General features: G+C 56.4%; 22 protein-coding genes and 2 tRNA genes. 11 read left to right on the forward strand and 13 right to left on the reverse strand.

Features of this window, described 5'->3' with window-relative positions; genetic code table 11:
• Window positions 1-230: 230 nt before the first annotated feature.
• The gene (locus H6G53_RS08770) at window positions 231-419 is read right to left on the reverse strand and encodes a hypothetical protein (RefSeq protein WP_190532094.1); all 189 of its coding nucleotides are present in this window, start codon (window positions 417-419) and stop codon (window positions 231-233) included.
• Window positions 410-1,945 carry a glycoside hydrolase 100 family protein gene (locus tag H6G53_RS08775; protein ID WP_190532126.1) on the reverse strand — a complete coding sequence of 512 codons (1,536 nt, stop codon included), beginning with the start codon at window positions 1,943-1,945 and terminating at the stop codon, window positions 410-412. The genes H6G53_RS08770 and H6G53_RS08775 overlap by 10 nt, the downstream gene beginning before the upstream one ends.
• A 268-nt stretch (window positions 1,946-2,213) precedes the next feature.
• Between H6G53_RS08775 and H6G53_RS08780 the strand changes: the two genes are divergently transcribed.
• Together H6G53_RS08780 and H6G53_RS08785 are read left to right on the forward strand one after the other, a co-directional pair.
• Window positions 2,214-4,499 (forward strand): HAD-IIB family hydrolase, encoded by a 2,286-nt coding sequence (locus H6G53_RS08780; protein ID WP_190532127.1) that lies wholly within the window; start codon window positions 2,214-2,216, stop codon window positions 4,497-4,499.
• A 727-nt stretch (window positions 4,500-5,226) separates the two neighbouring features.
• Window positions 5,227-7,695: an ATP-binding protein gene (locus H6G53_RS08785; RefSeq protein WP_099532943.1), complete on the forward strand. Its 2,469-nt coding sequence runs from the start codon at window positions 5,227-5,229 to the stop codon at window positions 7,693-7,695.
• A 25-nt stretch (window positions 7,696-7,720) separates the two neighbouring features.
• Here the strand turns inward: H6G53_RS08785 and H6G53_RS08790 are convergent, their stop codons facing one another.
• The gene (locus tag H6G53_RS08790; RefSeq protein WP_190532129.1) at window positions 7,721-8,857 is read right to left on the reverse strand and encodes a metal ABC transporter solute-binding protein, Zn/Mn family; all 1,137 of its coding nucleotides are present in this window, start codon (window positions 8,855-8,857) and stop codon (window positions 7,721-7,723) included.
• On the opposite strand from H6G53_RS08790, the gene H6G53_RS08795 reads away from it, so the two are divergent.
• The 3 genes from H6G53_RS08795 to H6G53_RS08805 all read left to right on the forward strand — a co-directional run bounded on the left by H6G53_RS08795 (window position 8,856) and on the right by H6G53_RS08805 (window position 10,834).
• Window positions 8,856-8,993, forward strand: a complete 138-nt coding sequence (locus H6G53_RS08795) for a hypothetical protein (protein WP_190532131.1) — start codon at window positions 8,856-8,858, stop codon at window positions 8,991-8,993. The genes H6G53_RS08790 and H6G53_RS08795 overlap by 2 nt on opposite strands.
• Before the next feature lie 132 nt (window positions 8,994-9,125).
• On the forward strand, window positions 9,126-9,884 hold the full coding sequence (locus H6G53_RS08800; RefSeq protein ID WP_099532945.1) for a metal ABC transporter ATP-binding protein: 759 nt from the start codon (window positions 9,126-9,128) through the stop codon (window positions 9,882-9,884).
• Window positions 9,885-9,892: 8 nt separating this feature from the next.
• Window positions 9,893-10,834: an iron chelate uptake ABC transporter family permease subunit gene (locus H6G53_RS08805; protein ID WP_190532381.1), complete on the forward strand. Its 942-nt coding sequence runs from the start codon at window positions 9,893-9,895 to the stop codon at window positions 10,832-10,834.
• Window positions 10,835-10,875: 41 nt separating this feature from the next.
• Here H6G53_RS08805 and H6G53_RS08810 read toward each other — a convergent pair whose 3' ends face one another.
• Window positions 10,876-12,390 (reverse strand): ABC transporter substrate-binding protein, encoded by a 1,515-nt coding sequence (locus H6G53_RS08810; protein ID WP_190532133.1) that lies wholly within the window; start codon window positions 12,388-12,390, stop codon window positions 10,876-10,878.
• Between the two features lie 381 nt (window positions 12,391-12,771).
• Window positions 12,772-13,806, reverse strand: coding sequence for a pyruvate dehydrogenase (acetyl-transferring) E1 component subunit alpha (gene pdhA / locus H6G53_RS08815; protein ID WP_099532957.1), 1,035 nt, complete (start codon window positions 13,804-13,806; stop codon window positions 12,772-12,774).
• 65 nt (window positions 13,807-13,871) lie between these two features.
• On the opposite strand from pdhA, the gene H6G53_RS08820 reads away from it, so the two are divergent.
• Window positions 13,872-14,039, forward strand: a complete 168-nt coding sequence (locus tag H6G53_RS08820; RefSeq protein ID WP_190528039.1) for a hypothetical protein — start codon at window positions 13,872-13,874, stop codon at window positions 14,037-14,039.
• A gap of 66 nt (window positions 14,040-14,105) precedes the next feature.
• Here H6G53_RS08820 and H6G53_RS08825 read toward each other — a convergent pair whose 3' ends face one another.
• Window positions 14,106-14,357: a YiaA/YiaB family inner membrane protein gene (locus H6G53_RS08825; protein ID WP_190354671.1), complete on the reverse strand. Its 252-nt coding sequence runs from the start codon at window positions 14,355-14,357 to the stop codon at window positions 14,106-14,108.
• A 70-nt stretch (window positions 14,358-14,427) separates the two neighbouring features.
• Between H6G53_RS08825 and H6G53_RS08830 the strand changes: the two genes are divergently transcribed.
• On the forward strand, window positions 14,428-15,930 hold the full coding sequence (locus H6G53_RS08830; RefSeq protein WP_190532135.1) for an aminotransferase class I/II-fold pyridoxal phosphate-dependent enzyme: 1,503 nt from the start codon (window positions 14,428-14,430) through the stop codon (window positions 15,928-15,930).
• A gap of 131 nt (window positions 15,931-16,061) precedes the next feature.
• Here H6G53_RS08830 and H6G53_RS08835 read toward each other — a convergent pair whose 3' ends face one another.
• Window positions 16,062-16,550 (reverse strand): type IV pilin-like G/H family protein, encoded by a 489-nt coding sequence (locus tag H6G53_RS08835; RefSeq protein ID WP_190532137.1) that lies wholly within the window; start codon window positions 16,548-16,550, stop codon window positions 16,062-16,064.
• Between the two features lie 43 nt (window positions 16,551-16,593).
• Here H6G53_RS08835 and H6G53_RS08840 point away from each other — a divergent pair, with 43 nt between their 5' ends.
• Window positions 16,594-16,863: a hypothetical protein gene (locus tag H6G53_RS08840; RefSeq protein WP_190532139.1), complete on the forward strand. Its 270-nt coding sequence runs from the start codon at window positions 16,594-16,596 to the stop codon at window positions 16,861-16,863.
• On the opposite strand, the gene H6G53_RS08845 is transcribed toward H6G53_RS08840, so the two are convergent.
• Both H6G53_RS08845 and H6G53_RS08850 read right to left on the reverse strand, forming a co-directional pair.
• Entirely contained in the window at window positions 16,860-18,206 is a 1,347-nt protein-coding gene (locus H6G53_RS08845; protein WP_190532141.1) for a class I SAM-dependent methyltransferase, read from the reverse strand. The genes H6G53_RS08840 and H6G53_RS08845 overlap by 4 nt on opposite strands.
• Before the next feature lie 266 nt (window positions 18,207-18,472).
• Entirely contained in the window at window positions 18,473-19,828 is a 1,356-nt protein-coding gene (locus H6G53_RS08850; RefSeq protein ID WP_190532143.1) for a bifunctional 2-polyprenyl-6-hydroxyphenol methylase/3-demethylubiquinol 3-O-methyltransferase UbiG, read from the reverse strand.
• Window positions 19,829-20,265: 437 nt separating this feature from the next.
• On the opposite strand from H6G53_RS08850, the gene era reads away from it, so the two are divergent.
• On the forward strand, window positions 20,266-21,195 hold the full coding sequence (era, locus tag H6G53_RS08855) for a GTPase Era (RefSeq protein WP_190532385.1): 930 nt from the start codon (window positions 20,266-20,268) through the stop codon (window positions 21,193-21,195).
• A 33-nt stretch (window positions 21,196-21,228) separates the two neighbouring features.
• Here the strand turns inward: era and H6G53_RS08860 are convergent, their stop codons facing one another.
• The 4 genes from H6G53_RS08860 to H6G53_RS08875 form a co-directional block, all read right to left on the reverse strand.
• Window positions 21,229-21,840 (reverse strand): PH domain-containing protein, encoded by a 612-nt coding sequence (locus tag H6G53_RS08860; RefSeq protein ID WP_099532952.1) that lies wholly within the window; start codon window positions 21,838-21,840, stop codon window positions 21,229-21,231.
• Window positions 21,841-22,320: 480 nt separating this feature from the next.
• On the reverse strand, window positions 22,321-23,529 hold the full coding sequence (gene tyrS, locus H6G53_RS08865; protein WP_190532146.1) for a tyrosine--tRNA ligase: 1,209 nt from the start codon (window positions 23,527-23,529) through the stop codon (window positions 22,321-22,323).
• Between the two features lie 81 nt (window positions 23,530-23,610).
• A tRNA-Thr gene (locus H6G53_RS08870) sits at window positions 23,611-23,682 on the reverse strand.
• Window positions 23,683-23,686: 4 nt separating this feature from the next.
• Window positions 23,687-23,771: transfer RNA gene (locus H6G53_RS08875), tRNA-Tyr, on the reverse strand.
• Between the two features lie 89 nt (window positions 23,772-23,860).
• Here H6G53_RS08875 and H6G53_RS08880 point away from each other — a divergent pair.
• Window positions 23,861-24,010 (forward strand): hypothetical protein, encoded by a 150-nt coding sequence (locus H6G53_RS08880; protein WP_190532149.1) that lies wholly within the window; start codon window positions 23,861-23,863, stop codon window positions 24,008-24,010.
• A 20-nt stretch (window positions 24,011-24,030) separates the two neighbouring features.
• Window positions 24,031-25,542 (forward strand): HlyD family secretion protein, encoded by a 1,512-nt coding sequence (locus H6G53_RS08885; RefSeq protein ID WP_234406830.1) that lies wholly within the window; start codon window positions 24,031-24,033, stop codon window positions 25,540-25,542.
• The last annotated feature ends 19 nt before the right edge of the window (window positions 25,543-25,561 follow it).

Genomic DNA, 25,561 nt, shown 5'->3' on the forward strand with positions numbered 1-25,561 from the left:
GACCAGCCGACGAAGACGAAGCGATCCCGCTTCAGCCAGTCGTCCACTACGTCGAACCACCCGCGTTCCGTGCCCACGCGTCCAACTGCGATGGTCATGGAAGAACTCCGAGTAAGAAGGGAAATAAATGACAAAAATGAGAGGTCAGGGATGATCGATGGCTAAGGGCGACTAAGCACAAAGCGATCGAATCGCCACAATCACTCTCAGAAAAGTTTAACTTTCTTTACCTAAATCCGGCTAGGGGATCGCCCCAGGAATTCGGCCGGGGGTTCCCCGGCATTGTGCGGGTCGATGCTCAGGGCGGGGCCCTGGGGCGATCGCCGGGCCCGAACCGGCAACTCACGCGATCGCCCGCTGCGGGGCCTGGTTCGGTCGCCCTGGGCGATCGCGTTGGCTGCCAGCGTCCTCAATCCCATCGCAAATCCTGATATTGCGCCTCGATCGACAGGATCGATCGCAATCCCGGCATATCCAACACCGTGGCATCGGCCGGCTTATTCAAAAAATGATGAACCAACAGCAGGCCCGTAAAAGTCCAGGTTTGGTAAAGACGCGCCTCTTGCCCCAACCAAACCCCCGTGGGCCCATCAAAATATTCCGGCCATTTTTGTTCCGGTAACCGCTTCAACAACACCTGATAGGCATCTTGCAAGCAATCCCAGAGCGACTCGTGCAAATGCCCAAAGCGATAGTAGGGCGTGGTTGACGTTTGTTGATGTCGCAAAACGGCCACCACAAAATACCAAAGCAGGCAGGGCCAGTGACCGCCATTGTGATAGCACCAGGGGCGATTTTTGGAGTCATATCCCGTTTTATTGCGCCAATCACTGGCATCCAACGGAGGATGGCAAATGCGCAAAGGCATTTCTCCAAACAAATCGGCTTGATTATTCAGCACCAATTGAAAGAGGGCACGCTGTTGGGAAAAGGTAAGCACATCAAAAATCGCGCCCAAGCAATTTCCCAAGGAAAAAAAGCGAAAATCGGGGCGACCTGTACGGATATTACCAATCAGATATCCCCCTTGATCGCCCAGCCAGGTTTGCAACCAGTGGGGAATCGTTTCGGTGCGAATATTATATTCATTGGAAACTCGCTCACCATATTGATCAGTGGGGCGACGGCGCAGGATTTGAATGGTTTTGCCATTAATCCAATAGTGCTGAAGCAGATAGCGACGCAGGCGACGGGCCAGGGCAGTGGCGTATCGTAATTGCCAAATTTGCTGCCGAATAAAGGGATCGGTGAGGGCTGCCGATCCGGCAGTGCTACCAATCACTTTTTCCTTCAGATCGCTATGAATTAAAACGACGGAACTGAGCAAGGCTCCATACAGCAAGGTTTGAATTTCTAAGGGTGCGCCCCACACATCCAAGGGGCGATCGATCATGAAGGCTCCATCGGGTACGTAAAGGGTTGGAGCGTGCCGAAACCATGGATGCAAAATCAGCCGCAGAAACCGCTGGATTCCCTGTTGGACTTTGGGTTGTTGGCTCCAACTCCAATCGCCCGTGCGTTGCACATAAACATGGGCCAAAATCGGCCACCAAAGGCTGGCATCAACGGAGGAAACCCGCCCGATCGCCCGTTGGCCATAGTCAGCTACCAGGGTTTGGCTGTTGGGTTCCACATAGAAGCTGCTGGGAAAAATGCCTTCCGTTTGGGGATCGGTGCTTTGCAAGTCCAGACAAATGTCTAGGAAATCTCGCAGCAAATCCGCTCGTCCATCCACCAAAAAATAAATCATCACGGGTACGTTATCCCGGATGAAAACTTCGTTGTAATTCAGGTCAGGATCCGGCGGGGCATCGGGTCGATCGCGCCGAGGTTGTGGCAAGGCGGCAAAGGTTCCCACGGGGCGATCGCGACAGTAAACAATTGATTTGTCATAGAGCAAATGCCGCGCGTGATGAATACTTTGAACGCTGTCAAATCGAGCCATAAATGCAAATCCTTAGCGGAAATCTATCGCCTTGTGGCCGGTGCTTAACCGATCGCTGGGCAATTTGAGGTTCGGGTAACCCCTCCAAGCTACTCAAAATTCGCTGGTTATGCTGGAGAGGCCGAGCGGCACGTTTCGGCCGGTCGTTCAACCAGTCGTTTCACCGTCAGTTGCCGAGTTACTCAAGGCTCGATTCAGCATCCCGAGGGTCATTGGTCATTACCCATCGCTGAAGAACGGGCTGTTCATGGAGGATTCCAACAGAACCATGACTGACTTGAAAAACCTGTATATCGTCACCATTAGCATTCACGGCTTGCTGCGGGGCAGCAATTTGGAACTGGGCCGCGATGCTGATACGGGTGGTCAAACCAAGTACGTGGTGGAGCTGGCGCGATCGCTCGCCCAGCGTCCAGAAATTGATCGGGTCGATCTCATCACTCGCCGCATCCAAGACCCGAAAGTGAGCGCCGACTATGCCCAGCCCATTGAACCCCTCAGCCCCAAATCGCAAATCGTTCGGCTGCCGGCCGGGCCGCGTCGCTATCTGCGCAAGGAGGTGCTTTGGCCCCATCTCGATATCTTTGCCGATGAAGTCTTGCGCTACCTGCGCACGGTGGGCCGCACGCCGGATTTGATTCACAGTCACTACGCCGATGCGGGCTATGTGGGATCCCGGGTGGCCGGGTGGCTGGGTGTGCCCCTGGTACATACGGGCCATTCACTGGGGCGGGTGAAGTTGCAGCGGATGTTGGAGCAAGGCAGCAAACCGGCCGCCCTGGAGGAGCAGTTCCACTTCAACACCCGCATTGAAGCGGAGGAAGTCACCCTGGCCAGTGCCAGCTTGATTGTGGCCAGCACACAACAGGAAGTGCAGGAGCAATATCAGGTTTATGACAATTACCAGCCCGATCGGATGGTGGTGATTCCGCCGGGCACGGAGCTGCAGCAGTTTTATCCACCGCCGGCCCAGTGGCCCACCCCACCGATCCAAACCCAGCTCGATCGATTCCTCACCGAGCCGCAGAAGCCGATGATCCTGGCCCTGTCGCGGGCGGAGCGGCGCAAGAATGTGGCCAGTTTGGTGCAGGCCTATGGCGAGTCGCCGGAGTTGCAATCCCTGGCCAACCTGGTGTTGGTGCTGGGCAGCCGCACGGACATTGCAGCCATGGAGCCGGGCCCCAGGCAGGTGATGACGGAACTGATGCTGTTGATCGATCGCTACGATCTCTACGGCAAGGTGGCCTATCCCAAGCAACACCAAAGCACCGACGTGGCGGATTTATATCGCCTGGCCACCCAAACTCGGGGCGTGTTCATTAATCCGGCCCTGACGGAACCCTTTGGCTTAACGTTGATTGAGGCGGCGGCCAGCGGTTTGCCGGTGGTGGCCACCAATGACGGCGGCCCGCGCGATATTCTGGCGGCCTGTGCCAACGGGCAGTTGGTGGATCCGTTGAATCTTGACCAAATTCGATCGGCCCTTTACCAAGCCTTGACCCAGCCCGATCGTTGGCAACAGTGGTCTGAGCAAGGTTTGGCAGGCGTGCGACGCACCTTTTCCTGGGAAGCCCATACGGAAAAATATCTGCAACAGATTCGGCAACTGTTACAACCCAAGGCCTTGCATGTGGGCAGCGCCCTCAGCGTCACCACCCCAACCCATCGCCAGCGACAGGAGGTTTCCACGAACCCGCTGATTCGGGCAGAACATCTGTTCATTTCCGACATTGACAACACCCTGATTGGCGATCGCGAAGGACTGGATCAGCTCTTGGCCCAGTTGCTGGTGGACGATCGGGCGATCGGGTTTGGTGTGGCCACCGGGCGCACCCTGCCCAGCGCCCTCGAAACCCTGCAAGATTGGCAAATCCCGCTCCCGGATGTGTTGATCACGGCCGTTGGCAGCGAAATTCACTACGGCCCCGACCTGGTTCCCGACACCCGTTGGCGACAATACATCAGCCACAACTGGCAACCGAACGCCATCCGCAACGCCTTGAACGACATGGAAGGCCTGGTGTTGCAGCCCGCTGCCAACCAGCGATCGCACAAGATCAGCTATTGGATTGATCCGCAAATTGCGCCCCAAATTCGCCAAATTCGCCAATATCTGCGCCGTCAGGGGCTAAATGTCCGGCTAATTAGCTCCCATGGGCAATATTTAGACATTTTGCCCTGGCGTGCCTCCAAGGGCGATGCCCTTCGCTACTGCGCTCTGAAGTGGGGATTTTTGATCAAAAACCTGCTGGTGGCGGGCGATTCGGGCAATGATGTTTCCATGCTGCGGGGCAACACCCGGGCCGTGGTGGTGGGGAACCACAGTCGCGAACTCGATCGGCTGCGCACTCATCCAAACATCTACTTTGCCGGAGGGCACTACGCTTGGGGCATTTTGGAAGGGTTAGCCCATTACCAAATTCCTGGCTTTGGCGATCGGCCTCCGTCCCCGTTGGTGTATCCCAGCCCGATCGCCCGTTTCGGTAGCAGCTCGATCGCAGGCGATCGCCCCGGTGGCCCCAAACAGCCAACCTTGCAGCGGGCCCTGTCTTGAGCCTAATGGGCGACCGTCAAGTCACATTCCCAAACCGATCCTTCCCATAATTCAGTGCTCGATCGGGCGCTGGTTGGCCTCCGAAGCGTGATCGTTGCGACGGAAGCTAGCAGGGTCTCATGCTCAAATCATGAGGGATCGGGCAACTCCAACAACATCCATGCGGGTTCAGCAGTCCCATCCTGGCGAGGCTGCTTAGCCCGCATCTGCTTTCTGTTTTGTTTTCTGTTTTATAGATCGGCTGATCAATCGGCTGGTCGATCGGCTAGTCGATCGGTTGGTGGATCAGTCTAGATGTCAGTTTGCATCTCTTTCGCATCTCTAATCCGGTGAGCTTCAGGGAGCGAATCAAAACCTTGAAATCGGGACTTTCTGCGGCAGCGTCCGGGTAATCTCAGTTAGTCTGTGCTGAGGGAATTGTTGCTTGCTCAAACCAAGCCTCTTGCACCATGGCCGATCGCGTGCTGCCCTGCCCCATTCGCTTGTGCCTCTATTGCCCTGGAGTCATGCCCGCAAGCCGCTGGCCCCAGTCTCCTCAGCTTCAACCCAGTCCCCCAATCATTCCCGACGGACTTCCCAAAGTCATTCTTCCCAAAGCAATTCTTCCCAAAATAATTCAGGCCGTCCTTTCAGACTGTTGTTAACGTATGGGAAGCGTTGATCGTCCTGTGCGATCGCCCCTGGGGATCCGTCATCCTGCCTTCGAGAAGTCCTGTTGCCTAGCCCCATGACCGACCCGTTCAGCACCGCCTCATCTCCTGCTGGATCGACCTCACCATCGACCCCACCGTCTCGGTCAGAACCTGACGCGAGCATTGCTCTGCACCCGGAGGCCGATTCGGCTCCCCCCTACCGGGCCGTGAGCTTTGATGAGCATCAGGTCAATTTTCAGTCTCTGATTGAAAAAGCCACGGATATTGTAGTGATTTTGGACAGTTGCGGAATTTTTCGCTACGTCAGTCCCTCCACCGAGGGCATTTTGGGCTACACCTCCGCTGAAACCGTGGGGCAACCGGTCGAAAACTTCGTGCATCCGGTAGATTTACCCGCCGTCCAAGGCACGATCGCGGCGGCCCTGGCCCAACCCGGCGTGAGTCAACGGCTGTCGGATTATCGCGTGCGCCATGGGGACGGCTCTTGGCGTTTTTTTGATGCGGTCACCACCAATTTGCTGGACGATTCGGCCGTGCGCGGCATTGTGGTGAACTGCCACGACATCACGGAACGGCGCTTGGCCGATCGGGTGTTGATTGAACGGGCCCGGCTGTCCAAGTTGGAGGCGGAGGTGGGGGCGGCCCTTGCTTCTGGGGGATCGCTGTCGGAAGTGTTGCAACGTTGCACCCAAACGATCGCCGGGGCCCTGCAAGTGCCCTTTGTGCGGGTTTGGACCTATAACCGGGAGGCGCGGTTGCTGGAGTTGCGAGCCTCAGCCGGCCAACATTCCCTGGTGGCGGAATTTCCCACCTATATCCCGATCGGGGCTTCCCTGGTGGGGGCGATCGCCCAAAGTCGCCAACCCTACCTGACCAACTGCACCGCCACCGACCCCAACTTTGAGGCCCGCGATTGGCTCGACAGTGAGCAGGTTGTGGCCTTTGCGGGCTATCCCCTGATTGTGGATGACCAATTGGTGGGGGTGATGGCCCTGTTTGGGCGGCGGCCCATGGTGTCGGCGGAGCATGGGGCCCTGGGTTGGATTGCCAGCGTCTTGGCCATGGCCATTGACCGAGCCTGGGCCCGCGAGGCCCTAATGTCGCGGCGGGAGGCGCTGCTGTTTCGGTTGGCGGGGCAAATTCGCCAATCCCTGGATGTGGAAGTGGTTTTGCAAGCGGCGGTGCAGGAGATTCGATCGCTGCTGCATGTCGATCGTTGCTTGTTTTTGAACTATTGCCCCCGGCCGGTGAACAAGGATGTGACCTTCCTGGAGCAATCCTATTGGGAAGTGGCGGCCGAGTCGGCCCAGGGCGGTCTACCGAGCTTTGTGGGCAAGCAGTTACACGGCTTGGCGGCGGGAGTTGCGCCGTTGCTGTTGCAGTGGGAAATTGTTTGCACCGATGAGGTGGTGCGGCCGGCGGCGATTACGGTGCAGGAATTTTTGGCGCAACTGTCGGCGGGGGCCGCGTTGATTTTGCCGGTTCAGGGCAGCCGCACCACCTTTTTGGGGGCGGTGGCCTGTGTGGAGCATCGGGGCGATCGAATTTGGAGCGAAAGCGAGGTGGGCCTGTTGCGGGGGGTGTGCGACCAATTGGCGATCGCCCTGGATCAAGCGGCCCTTTACACCGATGCCCAAGACAAGGCCCGCCAAGCCCGCGACCAGGCCGATCGCCTGGCCCAAGCCCTGGATGAGTTGCAGTCCACCCAAATGCAACTGTTCCAAAGCGAAAAGATGTCCAGCTTGGGGCAAATGGTGGCCGGCATTGCCCACGAAATCAACAACCCGATCGCCGTTGTCCATGGCAATTTGAAATATGCCCGGCAATATTTGGCGGAATTGCTGAGGGTGATTGACACCTATCGATCGACCTATCCCGAAGCCCACGAGGCGATCGACCAACTGTTGCGGGACATTGACTTAACCTTTGTTCGCCAAGACTTCACGAAACTCTTAGAAGCCATGGGGTTGGCAGCGGAGCGAATTCGGCAAATTGTCCTTTCCCTGCGCAACTTTGCTCGCCTCGATCGGGCAGGAATGAAACCCACCAATCTCCACGAATGCTTGGACGAAACCCTCACCCTCCTGCGCCACCGACTGGAACCCAATGGGCGGTTTGGGGGCATTCAGTTGGAGATCGATCGGGGAGAATTGCCCCTGGTGACCTGCCATGGGGGGCAGATGGCCCAGGTGTTGATGAACCTCATTGGCAATGCGATTGACGCGATGGAGTCGATCGATCGGCCCGCCATCTTGAAAATCAGCACTCGCCTGTTGAGCAACGGCCCCCAATCGATCGCGGAAATTGCCATTCGTGATTCGGGCTATGGGATTTCTGACGACATTCGCCCCCATCTGTTTAATCCCTTCTTCACCACCAAGCCCGTGGGTCGCGGCACGGGCTTGGGCCTGTCCATCACCTATCAAATTGTGGTGGAAAATCACGGCGGCACGATCGACTGGACTTCCGACCCGGAATGGGGCACAGAATTTGTGATTCGGCTGCCGGTGTTGCTGCCCCTGCCGCCCAGTTGCCGCACCTGAGCGATTGCAGTTTGGCCAACCAGCCCTAACGCGGCGTGGCTGGGGCGCTTGAGGGAGTGGGTGCGCTGGCGGGCGCAAGGTTTGGCGTAAAGGGGCGATCGTGTCCACCCAAGGCCCGCACGATCGCCCGCGTATTTTGCGCCAACATCTTCACGTAGCTCTCGGCCGGCCCCCCAGCCACCCCGATCGAATCCGCATAGAGCTTGTCGGGAGCCAGGGTGACACCACTTTCCGCCGCCACCGTCTCAATCAAAGCCGGGTTAATGGTTGTTTCTGCAAAAATTGCTGGCACTTTGGCTTGGCGAATGGCCGCCGCCATCCGGGCCATGGTTTGGGCGCTGGGTTGCTCCTCAGTGCTAATGCCAATCAGGGTTCCGAGCACCGGAATCCGATAGGTCTGGGCATAGTACTGAAAAGCATCGTGGGTGGTCACCAGTCGTCGCTGGGCGGCGGGAATGGTTTGGATTTGGACACCAATCCATTGATCAAGCTGTTTGAGTTCCCCCAACAACCGATCGGCATTGGCCACAAACTCCGCCCGATCGCCCGGGGAAAGCTTGCTTAATTCATCCCGAATCGCCATCACCATCACCATTCCATTGCGGGCACTGCCCCACACATGGGGATCCGGAACCGTTGCCCCCTGCTCGGTCAAGGTGAGGGCCGGCACTCGCTCCCCGATCGCCACAGCCTTTGCCGTCTGTCCCGAAGATTGAATCAGCTTAATAATTCCCGGCTCCAGGTTATAGCCATTGTAAAAAATCCGATTTGCTCGCTCGATCGCCACCGTATCGCGCGGCACGGGTTCATAGAGGTGGGGGTCATCACCGGGTCTAAGCAAGCCTTTCACGATCACTTCATCACCCGCCACCCGTTGGGTTAAGTCCGTCAAAATCGTGCTGGTGACCACCACCGTGGGCCGATCGGGCCCACTGGGTCGCTCTCCTAACCCACAGCTCACTAGCAAGACCCCAATCCCCAAACTGCCCAGCCATCGCCCCCAAGAAAAACCGGGGCCCCGCTGCCCGATCGAGGGCTGGCCGGTTGTGTGGTGTTTTCGCAGTGATGCCAGTTGTGATTGCTGGCGTAATTTCTGGCGTGCTTTCTGGGGTAATTGGGGTAATTTCTGCCGTGGTTTTCGGGGTTCTAAGGGTCGAATCATGTGCCGTTTCTCCATTGCCATCATCAAGCCACCGTCAGCAGTCCAAGACCGGGGCCAACCCCAGCCCGATCGCAGTGTTTTTGCCCAAGGGCCCGCAGCCTGGCCCCAATCAGAGCACTGGGAGGGCTTGACTTAACTTTCATTATCATTTCATAATTACATTCATAATCTTTTCATGATCTTTCTCGGTTTGATATCGTGAAAGGCAGGTAGCTGCTAGATCGGGTTCAGGTCATTTCGCACGATTTGATCTGGACTTTTTTTGCCCATGGGCCCAACTCCAATGATGATGAGCACTCATGCGATCGAAATTGACCACTTAAATGCTGCCTATCGCGGCGTGCAGGCGCTCCTGGATGTGAGTTTGCGCATCCAGCCCGGACGACTGACGGGCGTGGTGGGGCCCAATGGGGCGGGCAAAAGCACCCTGATGAAGGCCATGCTGGGCCTGGTGCCGATCGCGGCGGGGCGGGTGGTCTATGGCGATCGCCCTTTGCAACAACAGCTCGATCGCGTGGCCTATGTGGCCCAACGATCGCAGGTGGATTTGGATTACCCGGCCACGGTTTGGGATGTGGTGTTGATGGGGCGAACGCGCAAAACGGGCTGGCTGCGGCCCTTTTCCAACACCAGCCGCCAAGCGGCCCGGGCGGCCCTGGAGCGGGTGGGCCTGTGGGAATTGCGCGATCGCCCGATCGCTCAGCTATCGGGAGGGCAACAGCAACGGGTGTTTTTGGCACGCTCGATCGCCCAAGAAGCGGATGTGTTTTGTTTTGATGAACCCTTCGTGGGGGTCGATCGGCGCAATGAAGCCATCTTGTTTGACCTGTTTCGGGAACTGGCCCAAGACGGCAAGGTGGTGATGGTGGTGAATCATGACTTGGGCGAGTCGATTACCCATTTTGATGATTTGGTGCTGCTCAATCGCCAACTGGTGGCCGCGGGCGATCGGGCGGCGGTGTTGAATGACCTGAATTTGCAACGGGCCTATGGCAGCCGGGTGAAATTTTTCCAGGAGGCCGCCTAATGGACGGGCTGCTGCAAGCCCTAGCGGAACCGCTGCAATACACCTTTTTTCAGCGATCGTTGGTGGCGGCGGTGGTGGTGGGCCTGCTTTGTGCCTGCACGGGCAGCTATCTTTTGGTGCAGCGCATGGCCCTGTTGGGCGATGCCATCAGCCATTCTCTGTTGATGGGCTTAGCGATCGCCTTTGCCATGGGTGGCAGCTTGTTCCTAGGGGCCCTGGTGGCTGGGTTGGTGAGCGCGGCGGCCATTGACTTTATTCGCAATCGATCGCCCCTCAAGGAAGATGCGGCCATGGGCATTGTCCTTTCGGCCTTTTTCGCCCTCGGGATTGTGCTGATCACCACGATCCAAAAAGACAACAAAATCGATCTCAATCATTTCCTGTTTGGCAACCTCCTGGCGGTGACCAGCGGTGACCTGTGGGATACGGGGCTGGCGGCGGCGCTGGTGCTCGGAGCGATCGCCCTTTGCTACAAGGAACTGCACTTTTATACGTTCGATCGCCTCGGGGCCCAAGCGGCTGGCTTGCCCGTCCGTTGGCTCGATTGGGGGCTGACCACCGCGATCGCGATCACGATCGTGGCCAGCATGAAAGCGGTGGGGGTGGTGTTGGTGTTGGCCCTGTTGATTACGCCGCCAGCCACAGCCTATTTGCTCGTCCCTCGACTCCACCAAATGATGGGGCTAGGGGCCCTGTTGGGTTGTTGCTCCAGCGTGGCGGGGCTATATCTCAGTTATTTTTTCAATTTGCCTTCGGGGCCGGCGATCGTGCTGGTGGCTTCCGGGTTCTTTGTGCTGTCGCTGTTGTTTAGCCCGCGTCAGGGGGTTTTGTTCCAAGGCTGGCGGGCCAAGGCCGCGGGCCACGCCCCGATCGATTCCAGCTCGATCGATTCCAGCTCGATCCATTCCAGCTCGATCGACTCAGAATCCACGGACGGAACCGATTCCTAGAAATCAGCAGAAATCAACAGAAATCGGCAAAAATTGGGCGCTTAGGGGCCAGGATTCAACAGTCGGAAATCAAACCCCGTTCCCGATCGATTGCCCTCCCGCACCGTGATCAACACCAGGGGCAATGAGCGATCGCCCGTATTGGCAAAGCGCACGGAAGCGGAAGACCCCGCCGCTTGGAAATCTGGCCGATGCAACGCAGCCTTCACAGCCGATCGCGTGGGGTCTTGGGCCTCGTTCAGATCACTGCCGGAAACCGGTTTTTGGTCGGGTTTTTGAGTAATTTCCTGATTAATTGCTTGAATCAAAGCCTGGGCCGCATCGTAGGCCATCGCCGTTCGCCAATTCACATCCCCACCCCAACGACGACGCATGGCCTTGGCAAAATCCAGCGATTGGGGCAAATCCGGATGCCAAGGAATTGCCAGAATCGTGCCCTGCGCACTGGCTCCCAACTTCAACAAGTCCAGTGAATAAATTGAATCGCCCCCCAACACCGGCAGCCGTCCTTGATTGGCTTCCACGATCGCCAAAGCTGACGGCAGTGTCGAGCGATCGCCCAAAAGCACTAACCCTTCGCTACCCTGGCTTTGGCGTTCCCCAAACAGCACCAAGCCCTCCGTGTTAAACGATTGGGCCTGACCGATCGCCCGTTGCGCATCGATCGGCTCGGAACCCATCTCTTGCAACTGCACCTGGCCCTGGCCGTCGGCCATGAACTGTTGCACAAATTCCGTTTTCAGGGATTGGCTATAGGCGCTTTTGGGGTTGTAAAACACCGAGACCCGCGCCAGTTTCAACTGCTGACGGGCCACCATTGCCAGGGCCTGTCCCGCCTGGCGATCGCTCGGAACCGTTCGCAACACCGCATCCCCCAACCCACTGAGGGTCACCGCCGTGCTGGAAGGGGAAATCATCGGCAGCCCAGCCCGTTGATAAACCCCAGCCGCCGCCAGCGAAGTGGTGGAGCTGAAGTGACCCACCACCCCCAACACCCGAGGATCTGCCGCTAGGGTTTCAGCCACGGCCTTGGCGGTGACCGGGTTGTTGCTGTCGTCCGCAATCACCACTCGCAATTGCCAGGCAGGTTTCGGGCCGGATCGCTCCCGATCGCCCTGGTTCCATTGGGCTTGGGCCTGCGCCACTCCCCGCAGCAACTCCTTGGCCACGTCGGGCAAATTAGCCGCCGGTACAACCACGGCGATCGTCCGTTGCGGAGCCTCCCGCGCCAGCCAATTATTCAAATAAATCAGGGCTTCCGGATCATTGGGCCGCTGTTGCAGACTTTTGCGCAACAGGGCGATCGCCTGGATTGGATCTCCAGCTTGCCCCGCCGCGGCCGCCGCCAACTTATCGGGCGAGTCTGCCAACAAGACCTGCTCACCACTGCTCAAGGACGGGGCCGGCCCCCCTTGGGGATTAGCGGTTGGCGGGGTCTGGCCCTCGTTGCCCAAAAGACCGTTCGATCGCACCAACCAATAGCCCCCACCCAACAGGGCCAAGGACATGAACAGAGCCGTAATCAGTAATGGGGCATCTTGGGAGCGACGACTCATGGGCAAAACCGCGATGGCTGGATCAAGATGGCTGGATCAATAGGTCACCCCACAGCCCATCAATCAAAACAATGACCCGATCAACAACGACCCGATCAACAATGACCCGATCCGGCAGTCCTTGGTTTTGACCATTTCTGTTTTGCCCCATTGCTGTTGCCAGTCTTCGATCGATAGGTTCGCTCAATCATTCGCGCCAATCGCTCGATCGGAAAATCTGTGCGATCTGTTTGTCCGATTTGTCGGATTTGTCCGATCAAAAACTGGGGCAGGAAGGATGACCCTTTGCCCCAGTTTATGCGGAATTTCGCGGTTTCTGACGGACGATCGCCTTAGCTTTCGATTAGCCCGTTCATTCGATCTTTGACGGTTCTGGCTAGCTTAATCTTCCGCAAAAATGTACTTGTACAGATCCTTGGGATCCGGTTCAGGGCTGTCGAGGGCAAATTTCACCGCATCGTTCACATGCTCTTGGATCCGGCGATCAATCTCCTTCAGTTCTTCCGCCTTCACCAATCCTTCACCAAGCAGGTGATCGGCCAGGCGAGTGATCGGATCTCGCTTACCCCAAACTTCCTTTTCTTCCTTCGCCCGCAGTTCATCCGGATCGGCCAAGGAGTGACCCCGGAAACGATAGGTCAAGGCTTCAATGACCGTGGGGCCTTCGCCAGCGCGGGCCCGGGCGATCGCCTCTTGGGCCACACCGCGCACCGCCAACACATCCATCCCGTCCACTTCTACGCCGGGCATCCCGAACGCGGGGCCTTTTTTGTAGATTTCGGGTACCGAGGTGGCCCGTTCGTGGGCCATCCCGATCGCCCATTTATTGTTCTCAATGACATAGATCACCGGCAGCTTCCAAAGGGCCGCCATGTTCAAGCATTCAAAGAACTGGCCATTGTTCGCGGCTCCGTCCCCAAAGAAGCAAACGGTCACCCCGTCGGAACTGGGGTCATTCATGGCTTCTCGTCGATACTTGCTTTGGAAGGCCACGCCCGTCGCCACCGGAATTCCTTCCGACACAAAGGCATAGCCCCCCAGCAGGCGGTGCGGCTCCGAGAACAAGTGCATGGAACCACCACGGCCCTTGCTGCAACCCGTCACCTTACCAAACAGCTCTGACATCACTTCCCGGGCAGGCACACCAGCACTCAGGGCATGAACGTGATCGCGGTAGGTGCTACACACGTAGTCATTGGCATCGCGGCGCAAAGCCCGAATCACCCCCGTCGAAACGGCTTCTTGGCCGTTGTAGAGGTGAACGAAGCCAAACATTTTGCCGCGATAGTACATCTCGGCGCACTTGTCTTCAAAAAGGCGACCCAGCACCATGTCTTCGTAGAGCATAAGCCCTTCTTCGCGGGTGACGGTGGCGCGGGTGGTCGGGGTTGCGGGAAGTACGCGTTCTTGTACCATTTCGCTGGTGCTGGGGTTGCGGGCTGAGTCGGTCAATTCAGAGGGTTCGGATTGCCTGGGCAAGGGTGGCGGCGATCGATTGCGCCATCCCACCGGTTGCGCGGCTAATTTTTTGGGAAATCCAGTTCAACATAGTACCGGACTTTGGCAGTCCCCGCGCGGTTGGGCGATCGCGGCGCTGGTTGGGCGCGGGGGCGACGGGTCAGGTTGCCGTTGTGGATGACTACCCCTAGAGATTGCCCAAGCCAAGGTGATTGGTGATTTGCGAGCACCTCAAGAGATGTCTCAGTCTCCTGCTGTTAGTGATGTTGGGCCAACAGTTTTTCAACCTTTGCTTCTTCGACCTTGGCCACCAATTGTTTGACTTCATATTGGTCGCGGGTGGTTTTGGCCAGCGTCAGGGTTGAGCTGATGGTGAAACCCAAACCCATGGACATGGCAAATTTCATCCAGGTATCGACCGGAAGGTAATAGATGCAAAGGGCTGTCCCCCCGGTTGAAAACAGGAACGATAGCCAAACTTGGACGATCCAGGCGGTGGTGTGGCGCATGGTAGAGGGTGTTTTGGGTGGAAGGAATGGCTCTTGAATGAATTGATTGTGAAATACAGGATGGGGATGCATGGAATTGGGGGGACAGTTTGCGATCTCAAACGCAATCACGGGTCATCACACGGATCATCACGCTGAGTGTCAGCAAGCCGCACCCTTGCTCGAAGCGCTGGCCGATCGCGCTGGCCGTCGATCGGGGCGGTTTCATGTGCCGGGTCATAAGGGCCGGGCGATCGACCCGCTGTTGGCGGATGCTTGGGGCGATTGCTGGGCCTGGGATTTAACAGAACTGGATGGGTTGGATAATTGGGCGGCTCCCCAGGGCGCGATCGCGGCGGCCGAAGCGTTGGCGGCTGATTGCTTTGGGGCGGGCCTCACTCGATTTTTGGTGAATGGGGCCACAAGCGGACTGGTGGCGGCGATCGGGGCAGTTTGCCAAGATGGCGACTCGCTGATTGTGGCTCGCAATGCCCATCAATCTGTTTTGGCAGGTTTAATTCTTGCGGGGGCGCGGCCCTGCTGGGTTTGGCCAACGGTCGATCGGGAATGGCAAATGCCCACGGTGGTGACTCCCGAGGCGATCGCCCAAGCCCTGGCGACCTCTCCCCAAGCGAAGGCGGTGCTGCTGGTGTCACCGACCTATCACGGTTGGGTTTCGGATTTGCCCGCGATCGCCCAACTCACTCGATCGCACGGTATTCCTTTAATTGTCGATGCGGCCCACGGGGCCCACTTGGGGCTGCATCCGGAACTCCCGATCGCTCCCTTGGCGGCCGGCGCGGATCTGGTGGTGGCTTCGGCTCACAAAACCCTTGGCTCCTTAACCCAATCGGCGCTGCTTCATCTACACCCCCAGGCTTTGATCGATCGCGATCGGCTGAATCAAGTGTTGCGATGGGTCACCTCCAGCAGCCCCAGCTACTTGCTGATGGCCAGCTTGGACGCGGCTCGGCGGCGGGCGGCGCTGTGGGGTCAAGTTGATTGGGGCCAAACGTTGGTGCGGGTCGATCGGGTGCGATCGCAGTTGGCGGGCGATCGAGCGATTCGGGTGCTTTCGGGGCCAAATCTGGATCGATCGCGCTTAACCGTTCACTTGGCTGGCTGGAATGGTTACCAGGCCGATGAAGCGTTAGACCAAGATTGGGGCATCACCGCCGAACTCAGCAGCCCCCAGCACCTAACCTTTGTTTGGACACCGGCCAACACCGACCAGGAAGCCGATCGCTTGGTGGCGGCTTTGGGGGCCCTGGCGCGATCGCCCCAAATGGCTCCCGATCGGGGGCTGGATGCCATTGCCGGGTTGCTTGCGCCTCCCAGTCCGGCCCCGCTGACCCCACGCCAGGCCAGCCAGCGCCCCACCGAGGCGATCGACCTTGACCGGGCGATCGGGCGCATTGCCGCTGAGTGGATCTGTCCCTATCCACCGGGAATTCCCGCAATCGTGCCTGGGGAAATCATCACTTCCGAGGCGATCGGCCAAATTCAGCAAACCCTGGCCCTCGGCGGCGACTGCACCGGCTGTGCGGACTTCAGCGTTCAACAATGTCTTGTCCTCATTTCAGCCGATCGCTAGCGATCAGCTCCTTGAAAAGTTCCCAAAGAAAAGTTCCCAAGGAAAAATTCCCAAAAAACAAGGTGGAGCCAGCGACAACACTGGCTCCACCCAAGGCTATCCATTTTCGCAATGGACTTCGCTAGCCTTGATTAGTTGCATTCCTTGGTAGAGTCGCTAGCCAACTTGGTAGCGGCGCTAGCAGATTCATTTTCCTTAGCCGTGATGCACAAGATAGCCTTGGCTTGTTGGTCTTCCAACGTCACCACGCCCTTGAAGCTCTTCAGAGAAGCTTGCTGCTTTTCAGCAGTGCTGGTTGCTTTCGTTGCATCACCTTCAGTCTTGTACTCGAAGTTATCGGTTTTTTCCTTGATACCAGCGTTCAGGGTCTTCAGGTCAGTAGCAAACTTACCTTGCTCCACGTAGTAAGCCTGTTGAGCACGGTTGAGCGAACCAACATAGGTGCTACCTTCCGACTGACGAGCCTTAGCGGCTTGGTTGAGGAAGGAGGGCAGAGCAATTGCTGCCAGAATACCGATGATGATGATTACAACCAGCAGTTCAATCAGGGTGAAGCCTTCTTCGCTGTTGCGGCGCTGGGCGAGGTGTTGGATCAGCTTGGCTTTGAATTCAGCTTTCATCTGGGATAGTCTCCTCGAGAGTTGGGGGAGGAAGGTTGGGAAGGTGGGGATTTTGTTCCCCTCATGCTTGCAACTTACCCAGGTTACCGGGGATTCATATCAACCGCAGCAGAATTTTTTTGGGGTCAAGGGAAAAAGCCTGAAAACCCTTGCTAAACAAGCATATTCGAGAGTTAACCCCAAGGAATTTTTAGGTGGCTTTTGGATCAGGATCATGATTTCCGCGATCTTGGCGGGCGGGCGCAGCACCTGTTCAGCACCATTTTTGGGGATGCCCAAGGGATGCCGTTTGGGGATTTTGGATCGACTCTAGGCCTCAGTGGACTCTAGGAAGATGTAGCCGAAGGTTTCCAGTTCCCGCAAGAAGCTGCAAACCGCTTGGGCGGCACTGGTGCGATCGACTGGTGAGCGATCGACTGGGTTCAGGGGCCGCACCCGCATGAACCGATCGATCAGTTGCGTAATCGGTTGGGGCCCCGTCAACAGCGGAACCAACACAGGCACTAGGCTGGCACTGGCCGCTGCGATGCCTTCCGGCCGCCGCAAAAATTTCGCGAAGTTCAGGGGCTTGAGGTAGCGGCAGGATTCCACGAGGGCGGCTTCAAATTCTGGATTGTTCAGAAGTGGGTGCAGCACCGCTTGGGTGCGATCGGGCTGCTGGACCAACTGCTCAACCGTGGGCGACTGCGGCGATTCTGCCATGGTTTTTGGCGTACAGAATATGTCGATCAATCGGTTGCGGCTAACCAACAAATCGTGCCAATGCATTTGTTCACGGCAACTGATTTGCGCAAATCGCGATCGCAGTTCCTCGGGAAATTGCTCCAGATCCAGCATGGTTTTCACTGTCCAATCCTGGGGTTCCACCGGGGCAATGACCTGTAAGTTTGCACCATCAACTAGGTCAAACACCTCCGGCACTGCAAATCCCCGATCGCCGTGGAGCATGAAATTAAAAGCCAAGATCCGCTCGCGAATATCAGGATTTTCGGTGTCATTGCGATCCCACATTTTCCGCACATCCACATTGCGCGGATTCAGGGACAACACAATAGATTCCACCAGGGCCATGGTGGTTTTTTCATCCCGATCGGGTGTAATTGCGCCCACATCACGCAAAAATTCCTGGGCACAAAGCACGGGAATTCGAGTGTTGAAGCTATGCAGATTCACTCGCAAAATACCCGTTGGTTTCAGCACGCTGGCCATCAACCGCAAACTAGCGAGGGGATCTTCCAACAGGTACAGCACCTCATCGCAGTTGATGTAGTCAAATTGCTGATTGAGGCTAGGAAGCTGATCGATATTGAGGGTTAAAAATTTAGCCCGATCGAGCAAATCAAACCGCCGAAACCGCTCGATCGCCACATCGATCGAAGCCGGAGAAAGATCGATGCCGGTAATGGTTGTTCCCGGGTTCAGATGAGCCAACATCAAACCCTTAAAGCCGCTGCCGCAACCCACATCCAGAATCTGCATTCCTTCGGAGCTGACCGATCGGCGATCACGGGCATAGAATGCGGTGGCTAAGGAGTGGGCATGAAATTCATCGGGCTGACTATCGGGAGCCGTTTCGATCGGTTCGCGAGGGTAAGGCGTTTGGTCAAACTGTCGCTGAATCCAGGCTTCTCGTTCAGCGGAAGATTCAAAATTCATAGCAAATCAGGGCTTCCAATCAGGGCTGCGAAATCAATCAATTCGATTCAATTTGATTCAATCTGGCTTGACTTGAATTTGACTTGAGTTTGGCTTGAGTTTGGTTTGAATTTGATTTGACTCAGATTAATTTGGCTTTACTCCGTTCGAGTTCTCGTGAATTTTCACAAAATTCGCGCCAAGTCAAGTTAATTCGTCAATTCGTCAGTTCAATTCACCAAGTAATTCAGTTCAATTCAGGCAAGTTCAATTCAGGCAAGTTCAATTCAGGCAAGTTCAACCAATAAATAACCCGCTTGACCCAATTCCGAGAGCAGATAACGCAAGGCTGCTTCCACTTCCGATCGCGCAATGGGTTCCAAGGTTACGGGATCCACAGGACTCAATTGTTGCAGCGAATCTGCGAGTTCCGTAAAGGTTTTCGTCCCTTCCAACAGGGGCAACAACCCAAGAGCGATCGCGCTGCTGACCGACTCCCAACCCCAGTTCAGAGACAGGTGTTGACTCAACTTTAAATCAGTGCCCTTTAAAACCACATTTTTGAGATCTGCGGCAAATTCTGGCGTATCTAACTGCGGGTGAAGCGCGGCTCGGGATTGATGCCAATCTTCTGGTTCCCAATCGCTGAGGGCTGTCCAGGGTTGCGCCGCGTCAGGATGACCACACCAGAAATCTAAAAGTCGATGGTTCGATCGAATCAAATCAAAAAAGTGTAGTTGATCGGAAATCGGCGCTTCCGCCAATCCAAAAGCGATCGAAATGGGCATATTCTCTGGGTCTTTGAACAGATCCGTCACTTCCCAGGACTGCCAATCGGTCATGCTAATGAATTCCAGACCGGAGCGATCGATATAGTCAAAAAGCTGCGGAATAGTAAATCCCCGATCGCGCTGGAACAACAGGTTCATCATCACCCGCTGTTCATCCTTCATTTTCCCAGAATCCCAAATTCGCATTTTCAGGAGTGTTGTATCCTTCAAAGACTCCATCAATTCGGTCAGAATTCCCATTTCCAGCTCACCCGGATTGTCATCCATCAACCCAATCAGGTGAGCCAAGCTTTGGGCCTTGAAATAGTCAAATCGCTGATAAAGACTATGGAGATTGGAACGAATAATGCCATCGGGTTTCAAGACGGCTTTCATGGCCGCCAACCCATCGGCAGGATCCGGTTGCAGATATAGCAATTCATCGCAGTTAATGTAGTCAAATTCCATGCCTAATTGCGGCAATTCTTCCATTGCCAATGCATGAAATTCCACGCGATCGCCCAATCCATGATGCTCCAAGCGCTTTTGGGCCAAGTCCACGGAAGCGGGCGACAAGTCCACCCCCACAATACGCGCACCGGGGTTGGCCAAAGCCATGCTCAACACGCCGTATCCACTGCCACAGCCCACATCCAGCATCAACCGCCCTTCGGTGTTGGCAATTTTTTGGTTGCGACGATAGTAGGCGGTGCGGAAATCGTGCCAGTAGGTATGGGTTTCGGCCGGTAAGCGATCGAGCGGAATGCGGGGATAGGGGGCGCGATCGAACTGGGCCCGCACCTTGGCAAGGGGATCCTCAAGCGGATCGTCAGCGGGGTTTGTGGGAGAAGGCAAGAGGGATGGCTCGGTCATGCGGGGGTTGACGAATAGTTGTCCTAACGCAAGGGTGGGAAGACCCAACGGCAAGGGCGGGTTAGAATCTTGACGGGGCCATGGATTGGCCGTGGTCAAGCGGTTGCCGAGGCTACCTTGGCCATATTGCCCCATTTCGATCCCGAAGCGATCGCCCCAAATCCGCTACCTGCCGCCCGATCGCCGATCCGTTTTAACAGTTGGTTTCACAATTTGTTTAACAAGTTGCTTAGTGATTGGCTGCACAATCGGCTCGGCAATCAACTCGGCAATCGGCTTCACCATGGATTTCACCGTGGGCTGAAAACTTTTGAACGGCTTGTCCTGCCATCTTCTCCAACACCATTTCCCACATCGTCAGTCGCAACCCTATGAGCATTGAACAGCATTCCCAGCCAACGGACGATCGCGCCGCTGTGGCCAACTCGTTGGATGAAATGCTAGAGGCGCTGAACTTGGGAATTCCGACGGCTCCCGACGATTTTCGATCGGGCTTTGTGGGAATTGTGGGGCGGCCAAATGTGGGCAAGTCCACGCTGATGAATGGTTTGGTGGGGCAAAAAGTAGCCATTGTCTCCCCGATCGCCCAAACCACTCGCAACCGACTGCGGGGCATCCTGACCCGGGATGATGCACAAATTGTGTTTGTAGACACGCCCGGCATTCATAAGCCCCACCACGAATTGGGCAAAGTGTTGGTGGCCAATGCACGCATGGCCATCCATTCGGCGGATTTGCTGCTGTTTGTGGTCGATGGGTCGGTGGAAGCAGGCGGGGGCGATCGCTTCGTGGCCGAGTGGCTGGCCCAAGCACCCGTGCCGGTGGTTTTGGGGCTGAACAAAATTGATCTGCAAACGGATCCGACGGTGGAAGCGTCCTACGCGGCCCTGGCGGCCGATCGGGGTTGGCCGATCGTGCGGTTTTCGGCGCTCCAGAGCGAAGGGACAGAAGACCTATTGCAGGCGCTGATCGATCGACTGCCGCCGGGCCCGTTTTATTACCCCCCGGAATTGGTGACCGATCGCCCCGAACGATTCATTATGGGCGAACTAATTCGCGAGCAAATTTTGCTCCATGCCCGGGACGAAATTCCCCATTCCGTGGCGGTGGAAATCGATCGGGTAGAGGAAACCCCGAAAATTACCCGCGTATTAGCCACCATTCACATTGAACGGGCCAGCCAAAAGGCAATCTTGATCGGCAAAGGTGGTTCCATGCTGAAGGCGATCGGCACGGCAGCCCGCGAACAAATTCAAAAGTTAATTGATGGCAAGGTTTACCTGGAGTTGTACGTGAAGCTGCAACCCAAATGGCGGCGATCGCCCGCTCGCCTGGCCGATTTGGGTTACCGAATTGAAGAAGATTAGGCGACAAACCCGCAAGAAGTTAGCCGCGAGTGACTAGTTATTAATAAACTTCTCGAAAACTTCCCCAAAATCCTTGCGTACATAGGACTCATGGGCCAGCTTTAACCAATTGAATGCGTATTGGTTAATTGCCTTGAATTGCTCTTCGGCCGTTGAAGTGCTGGTCGATCGACTGATGGTGGTGGCCGCCGTGTTCAAACTGGTTTGTGCATAGCCGTGGAACGCAGTATTTTCCTGCTGAATCAAGGCAATTTTCAGCAGGGCCTTATACAAGTCCTTGAGTTCGTGAATATGGACTTTGGCCACATCGATCGAGTAATGCTGGCTGCCCATGGAAAACTTAATTTCCACATCCCGATCGAGCGTTCCCGCCGTTTCCAAAGTCACATGGGAAATGGCATGGTGGGCATAGTTAAAGCGCCGCAAAGTGCGTTTTTTGCTGACAGCCGATGTGCCATCCACATGGATTAGGGCCAAGTTGGTGAAGCAATATTCATCCATCTTGGACTTAATCAAAAAATAGATTTTCTCGCCTTCTTCATTGATGATGTAGTCGTCCGCATCAACCTTGCCGTAATCCTGGGGACGAATCACCACCCCAATATCACTGAGACCCAAGGCATCCGAAGCCAAACTCTTAAACATGGGAATCACCAATTGTTGATTAGCCCTAGCCCAGCATTGCCCAGCCCAGCATTACTTTGCCCAACCTTGCCAGGCTGGCTTGAGTAACCATTTTGAGGCTAGCCCGACCAGCCAGTATAACAATCGAATTTTGTTGGTTGCCAGGGGCAATCAACTCTCAGGCTAGTAGCGTGGCTGCCTTAATTCGCTGGGTTAAATGATATGGCTGTTGCCATCACCTGATCGTTAAGCAGCAAGGGGCTTAAGCCCCTTGTTACCACGACTGGCTCCGCATAACAATCGAATTTTGTTGGTTGCCAGGGGCAATCAACTCTCAGGCTAGTAGCGTGGCTGCCTTAATTCGCTGGGTTAAATGATATGGCTGTTACCGTCACCTGATCGTTAAGCAGCAAGGGGCTTAAGCCCCTTGTTACCACGACTGGCTCCGCAACGTTGACCCAATATATTAAGCCTGTCGCGCTACTAGGCTTTGGGCTGTTCCTAAGCGACTAATCGCACAAATTTCTTTTTTCCCACTTGCAGCACTTTGCCCAACAAATCCGCCGCCGATTCAAACTTTTGGTTCACATCCGCCAGCTTTTCGCCATCCAGTTTCACACCGCCCCCTTGAATTTGGCGACGGGCTTCGCTACTGGTGGTGCATAACTTTGTGGCACTCAAAAGATAGAAAATTGGAGCCGGAAATTCCACCTGCGCCAAGGAAAATTCCGGTACATTTTCCGCACCGCCACCGCCCGACACCAAATTCATGGCATCTTTTTGGGCTTGCAGGGCGATCGCCTCGCCATGGATTTGTTGGGTAATTTCCAGGGCCAACAATTTCTGGCGATCGCGGGGATTTTCGGGCAACTGATCCAACGGTAAATCCGTCATCAGTTCAAAGTAGGTTTCCAGTTGCGCATCGGCCACCTTTTCCAGCTTGGAATACATGGTGAGCGGGTCTTCTCGCAGGGCCACATAGTTCCCCAAGGATTTGGACATTTTTTGCACCCCATCTGTCCCGATCAAAATGGGCGTGAGCAATCCAAATTGCGGTTTTTGACCAAAGTGGCGCTGCAAATCTCGCCCTACGGCTAGGTTGAACTTTTGGTCTGTGCCACCCAGTTCCACATCCGCCCGCACGGCCACGGAGTCGTAGCCCTGCATCAACGGATAAAGAAATTCATGCAAAAAGATGGGGCTTTCCTGCTGATAGCGCTCTGCAAATCCTTCCTTGGCCAACATTTGGCCAACGGTCATGGTGCTGAGGAGTTCCAGGATTTTGCCTAAGTCCAGCTTGGCTAACCACTCGGAGTTGTAGCGCACCTCCAGGCGGCCAGGCGTTTCAAAATCCAGGATCGATCGCACCTGTTCCAAATAGGTTTCCGCGTTGGCTTGCACTTGCGCTTCGGTCAGTTGCTTGCGCACTTCCGATTTACCGGTGGGGTCGCCAATGCGAGCGGTGAAATCGCCAATAATCAGAACAGCGGTGTGGCCCGCATCCTGGAAAGCGCGCAATTTGCGGACGGGAATGCTGTGCCCCAGGTGAATATCGCTGCCGGTGGGGTCAATGCCGAGCTTGACGCGCAAGGGGCGATCGGTCGTGGCCAACAACCGCTCTAGGTTCTGGGTCGGATCCGCTGAGTCGGGTTGGTTGGGAAAAATATCGGCGGTTCCGCGATGGAGCCAATCGAAGTTAGACGCTGCCATAACTGGTGCGCTCAATTCGCTATAGGGATTGAATAGGGGTTGACAATCGAAGCTCAAAAATTTTGATGAGCTGATCAAAAGAGCCTCTGACGAGGATTGAACTCGTGACCTCACCCTTACCAAGGGTGCGCTCTACCACTGAGCTACAGAGGCGGGGTGGTGGGCCGAGCTGGATTTGAACCAGCGTAGGCATAGCCAACGGATTTACAGTCCGTCCCCATTAACCACTCGGGCATCGACCCGCTTCCACCACGGGAGATAACAATAGCACAAGGATCGAAAATTCCCAATAGGCAGCCCAAAATTTTTTTAAATTTTTTTGAGGAAGCGCTTGGCCCGGTTAGGGCGGGATCTTGAGCGACGCTGGGGGCAAAAACTGGGGACGATCGGGAGGCCGCTGGGGCGATCGCCGGGTGTGGAGATTTCGCCGGGCGGCGGCTTCCGCAGTTCGCCCAATCCCTTTCATAATGAATATAGTTAGCGCGTTCTGAGTAGCAACCTGTGCAACTTGAGTCTCAGCCTGATACCCAGCGATCGAATGCGGGTCGATCGGGCACGGCCCAGCGATCTCCATCAAGTGCCCCGGCTGCTGATTCGGACTCTGGATCTGCCCCCCCAGCCTCACCCTCGGCACTCCAGGAGCTGAACCAATGGGAGCAGCGATCGCGCCGTTTGTTTTGGCCTTTGTTTGGGGTGGCAGCTACGGCCATCTTGGGGGCCGCCGGTTGGGGTCTGTGGCAATTGCGCAAGCCAGCGGATCCGGCGGTTGATCCCTTGGCCAAGCTGACCGTTCCGGTCACCTCCGCTAATTTGACGGTCAAGATTGATGCAAGCGGCACTATCCGCCCGATCCAAACCGTGAACCTGAGTCCCAAAACCTCCGGGCGACTGCTGGAGTTGTATGTGGAGCAGGGAGATGCGGTGCAAAAGGGCCAAGTGATTGCCCGGATGGATGATGCGGAACTGCGGGCGCAACTGGCGCGGGCCCAGGCCGGCTTGGCGCGGGCCCAGGCAAGGCTGGCGGAGGCCCAAACCGGCAACCGACCGGAAGAAATTGCCGAGGCGGAAGCTCGCGTTAATCGATCGCGCGCGGATGTGGTGAGTGCCCAGGCGCGGCTGGATTTGGCGCGGGAACGGCTGGAACGCAACCGATCGCTGGCGGAAGCGGGAGTGATTGAGCGTGATCGCCTGGATGGGTTTGAGCAAGAGGCCCGCAGCGCCAAGGCGGATGTCGATCGAGCCAAGGCGGCGTTGGTGGAATCCCAAAAGGGGCGCGATCGAATTCGGAACGGTTCCCGGATTGAGGACATCGCCGCCGCCCGGGCCGATGTGGCCGAGGCCCGCGCCCAAATGGCCCTGATCCAAACGCAATTGAATGACACCGTGGTGCGTGCGCCCTTTGCCGGATTCATTTCCCAAAAGTATGCGGAACCCGGCTCCTTCGTGACTCCCACCACGTCCGCTTCCTCCGGCAGTGGAGCAACTTCCACCTCGATCGCGGCTCTGGCCAGCGGGTTGGAGGTGTTGGCGCGGGTTCCGGAAGTGGACATTGGGCAAATCAAGTTGGGGCAAACGGTGGAAATTACGGCCGATGCCTATCCCGATCGGGTCTTTCGGGGACGGGTGAAGCTGGTGGCTCCGGAAGCGATTCGGGAGCGCGATGTCACCTCCTTTGAAGTGCGCGTGGCGATTCTGTCAGGGCAGGAGGTGTTGCGATCGGGCATGAATGTGGATTTGGTCTTTGTGGGCGATCGCCTGCCCCAAGCCGTGGTTGTGCCGACGGTGGCCGTGGTGACCGATCGCGGGCGCACGGGCGTTTTAGTCCCCAATGCCACCCAAAAGCCGGAGTTTCGCGCGGTGGTTTTGGGCCCCACCTTGGGTAATCAGGTGCAGGTGCTCCAAGGCATTAAACCGGGCGATCGGGTCTTCACGGATTTGCCACCGGGGCAGACCCTCGACAGCATCTTGAACAACAAGGCGAAACCCGGCAATGGGCGATCGGCTAATCCCTAGGGGCGCAGTCAGTTTCAAA

It is taken from the genome of Limnothrix sp. FACHB-406 (genome assembly GCF_014698235.1).
Classification (GTDB): domain Bacteria; phylum Cyanobacteriota; class Cyanobacteriia; order CACIAM-69d; family CACIAM-69d; genus CACIAM-69d.

Bases quoted from the DNA above. Each gene is read 5' to 3' on its own strand.
- H6G53_RS08785 (WP_099532943.1), top strand. From the start codon at position 5,227: ATGACCGACCCGTTCAGCACCGCCTCATCTCCTGCTGGATCGACCTCA.
- H6G53_RS08800 (WP_099532945.1), top strand. From the start codon at position 9,126: ATGGGCCCAACTCCAATGATGATGAGCACTCATGCGATCGAAATTGAC.
- H6G53_RS08845 (WP_190532141.1), bottom strand. From the start codon at position 18,206: ATGAATTTTGAATCTTCCGCTGAACGAGAAGCCTGGATTCAGCGACAG.
- tyrS (WP_190532146.1), bottom strand. From the start codon at position 23,529: ATGGCAGCGTCTAACTTCGATTGGCTCCATCGCGGAACCGCCGATATT.
- H6G53_RS08850 (WP_190532143.1), bottom strand. From the start codon at position 19,828: ATGACCGAGCCATCCCTCTTGCCTTCTCCCACAAACCCCGCTGACGAT.
- H6G53_RS08790 (WP_190532129.1), bottom strand. From the start codon at position 8,857: ATGATTCGACCCTTAGAACCCCGAAAACCACGGCAGAAATTACCCCAA.
- H6G53_RS08775 (WP_190532126.1), bottom strand. From the start codon at position 1,945: ATGGCTCGATTTGACAGCGTTCAAAGTATTCATCACGCGCGGCATTTG.
- H6G53_RS08770 (WP_190532094.1), bottom strand. From the start codon at position 419: ATGGGATTGAGGACGCTGGCAGCCAACGCGATCGCCCAGGGCGACCGA.
- H6G53_RS08830 (WP_190532135.1), top strand. From the start codon at position 14,428: ATGGAATTGGGGGGACAGTTTGCGATCTCAAACGCAATCACGGGTCAT.
- H6G53_RS08780 (WP_190532127.1), top strand. From the start codon at position 2,214: ATGACTGACTTGAAAAACCTGTATATCGTCACCATTAGCATTCACGGC.
- pdhA (WP_099532957.1), bottom strand. From the start codon at position 13,806: ATGGTACAAGAACGCGTACTTCCCGCAACCCCGACCACCCGCGCCACC.
- H6G53_RS08825 (WP_190354671.1), bottom strand. From the start codon at position 14,357: ATGCGCCACACCACCGCCTGGATCGTCCAAGTTTGGCTATCGTTCCTG.
- H6G53_RS08795 (WP_190532131.1), top strand. From the start codon at position 8,856: ATGTGCCGTTTCTCCATTGCCATCATCAAGCCACCGTCAGCAGTCCAA.
- era (WP_190532385.1), top strand. From the start codon at position 20,266: ATGCTAGAGGCGCTGAACTTGGGAATTCCGACGGCTCCCGACGATTTT.
- H6G53_RS08860 (WP_099532952.1), bottom strand. From the start codon at position 21,840: ATGTTTAAGAGTTTGGCTTCGGATGCCTTGGGTCTCAGTGATATTGGG.
- H6G53_RS08835 (WP_190532137.1), bottom strand. From the start codon at position 16,550: ATGAAAGCTGAATTCAAAGCCAAGCTGATCCAACACCTCGCCCAGCGC.
- H6G53_RS08810 (WP_190532133.1), bottom strand. From the start codon at position 12,390: ATGAGTCGTCGCTCCCAAGATGCCCCATTACTGATTACGGCTCTGTTC.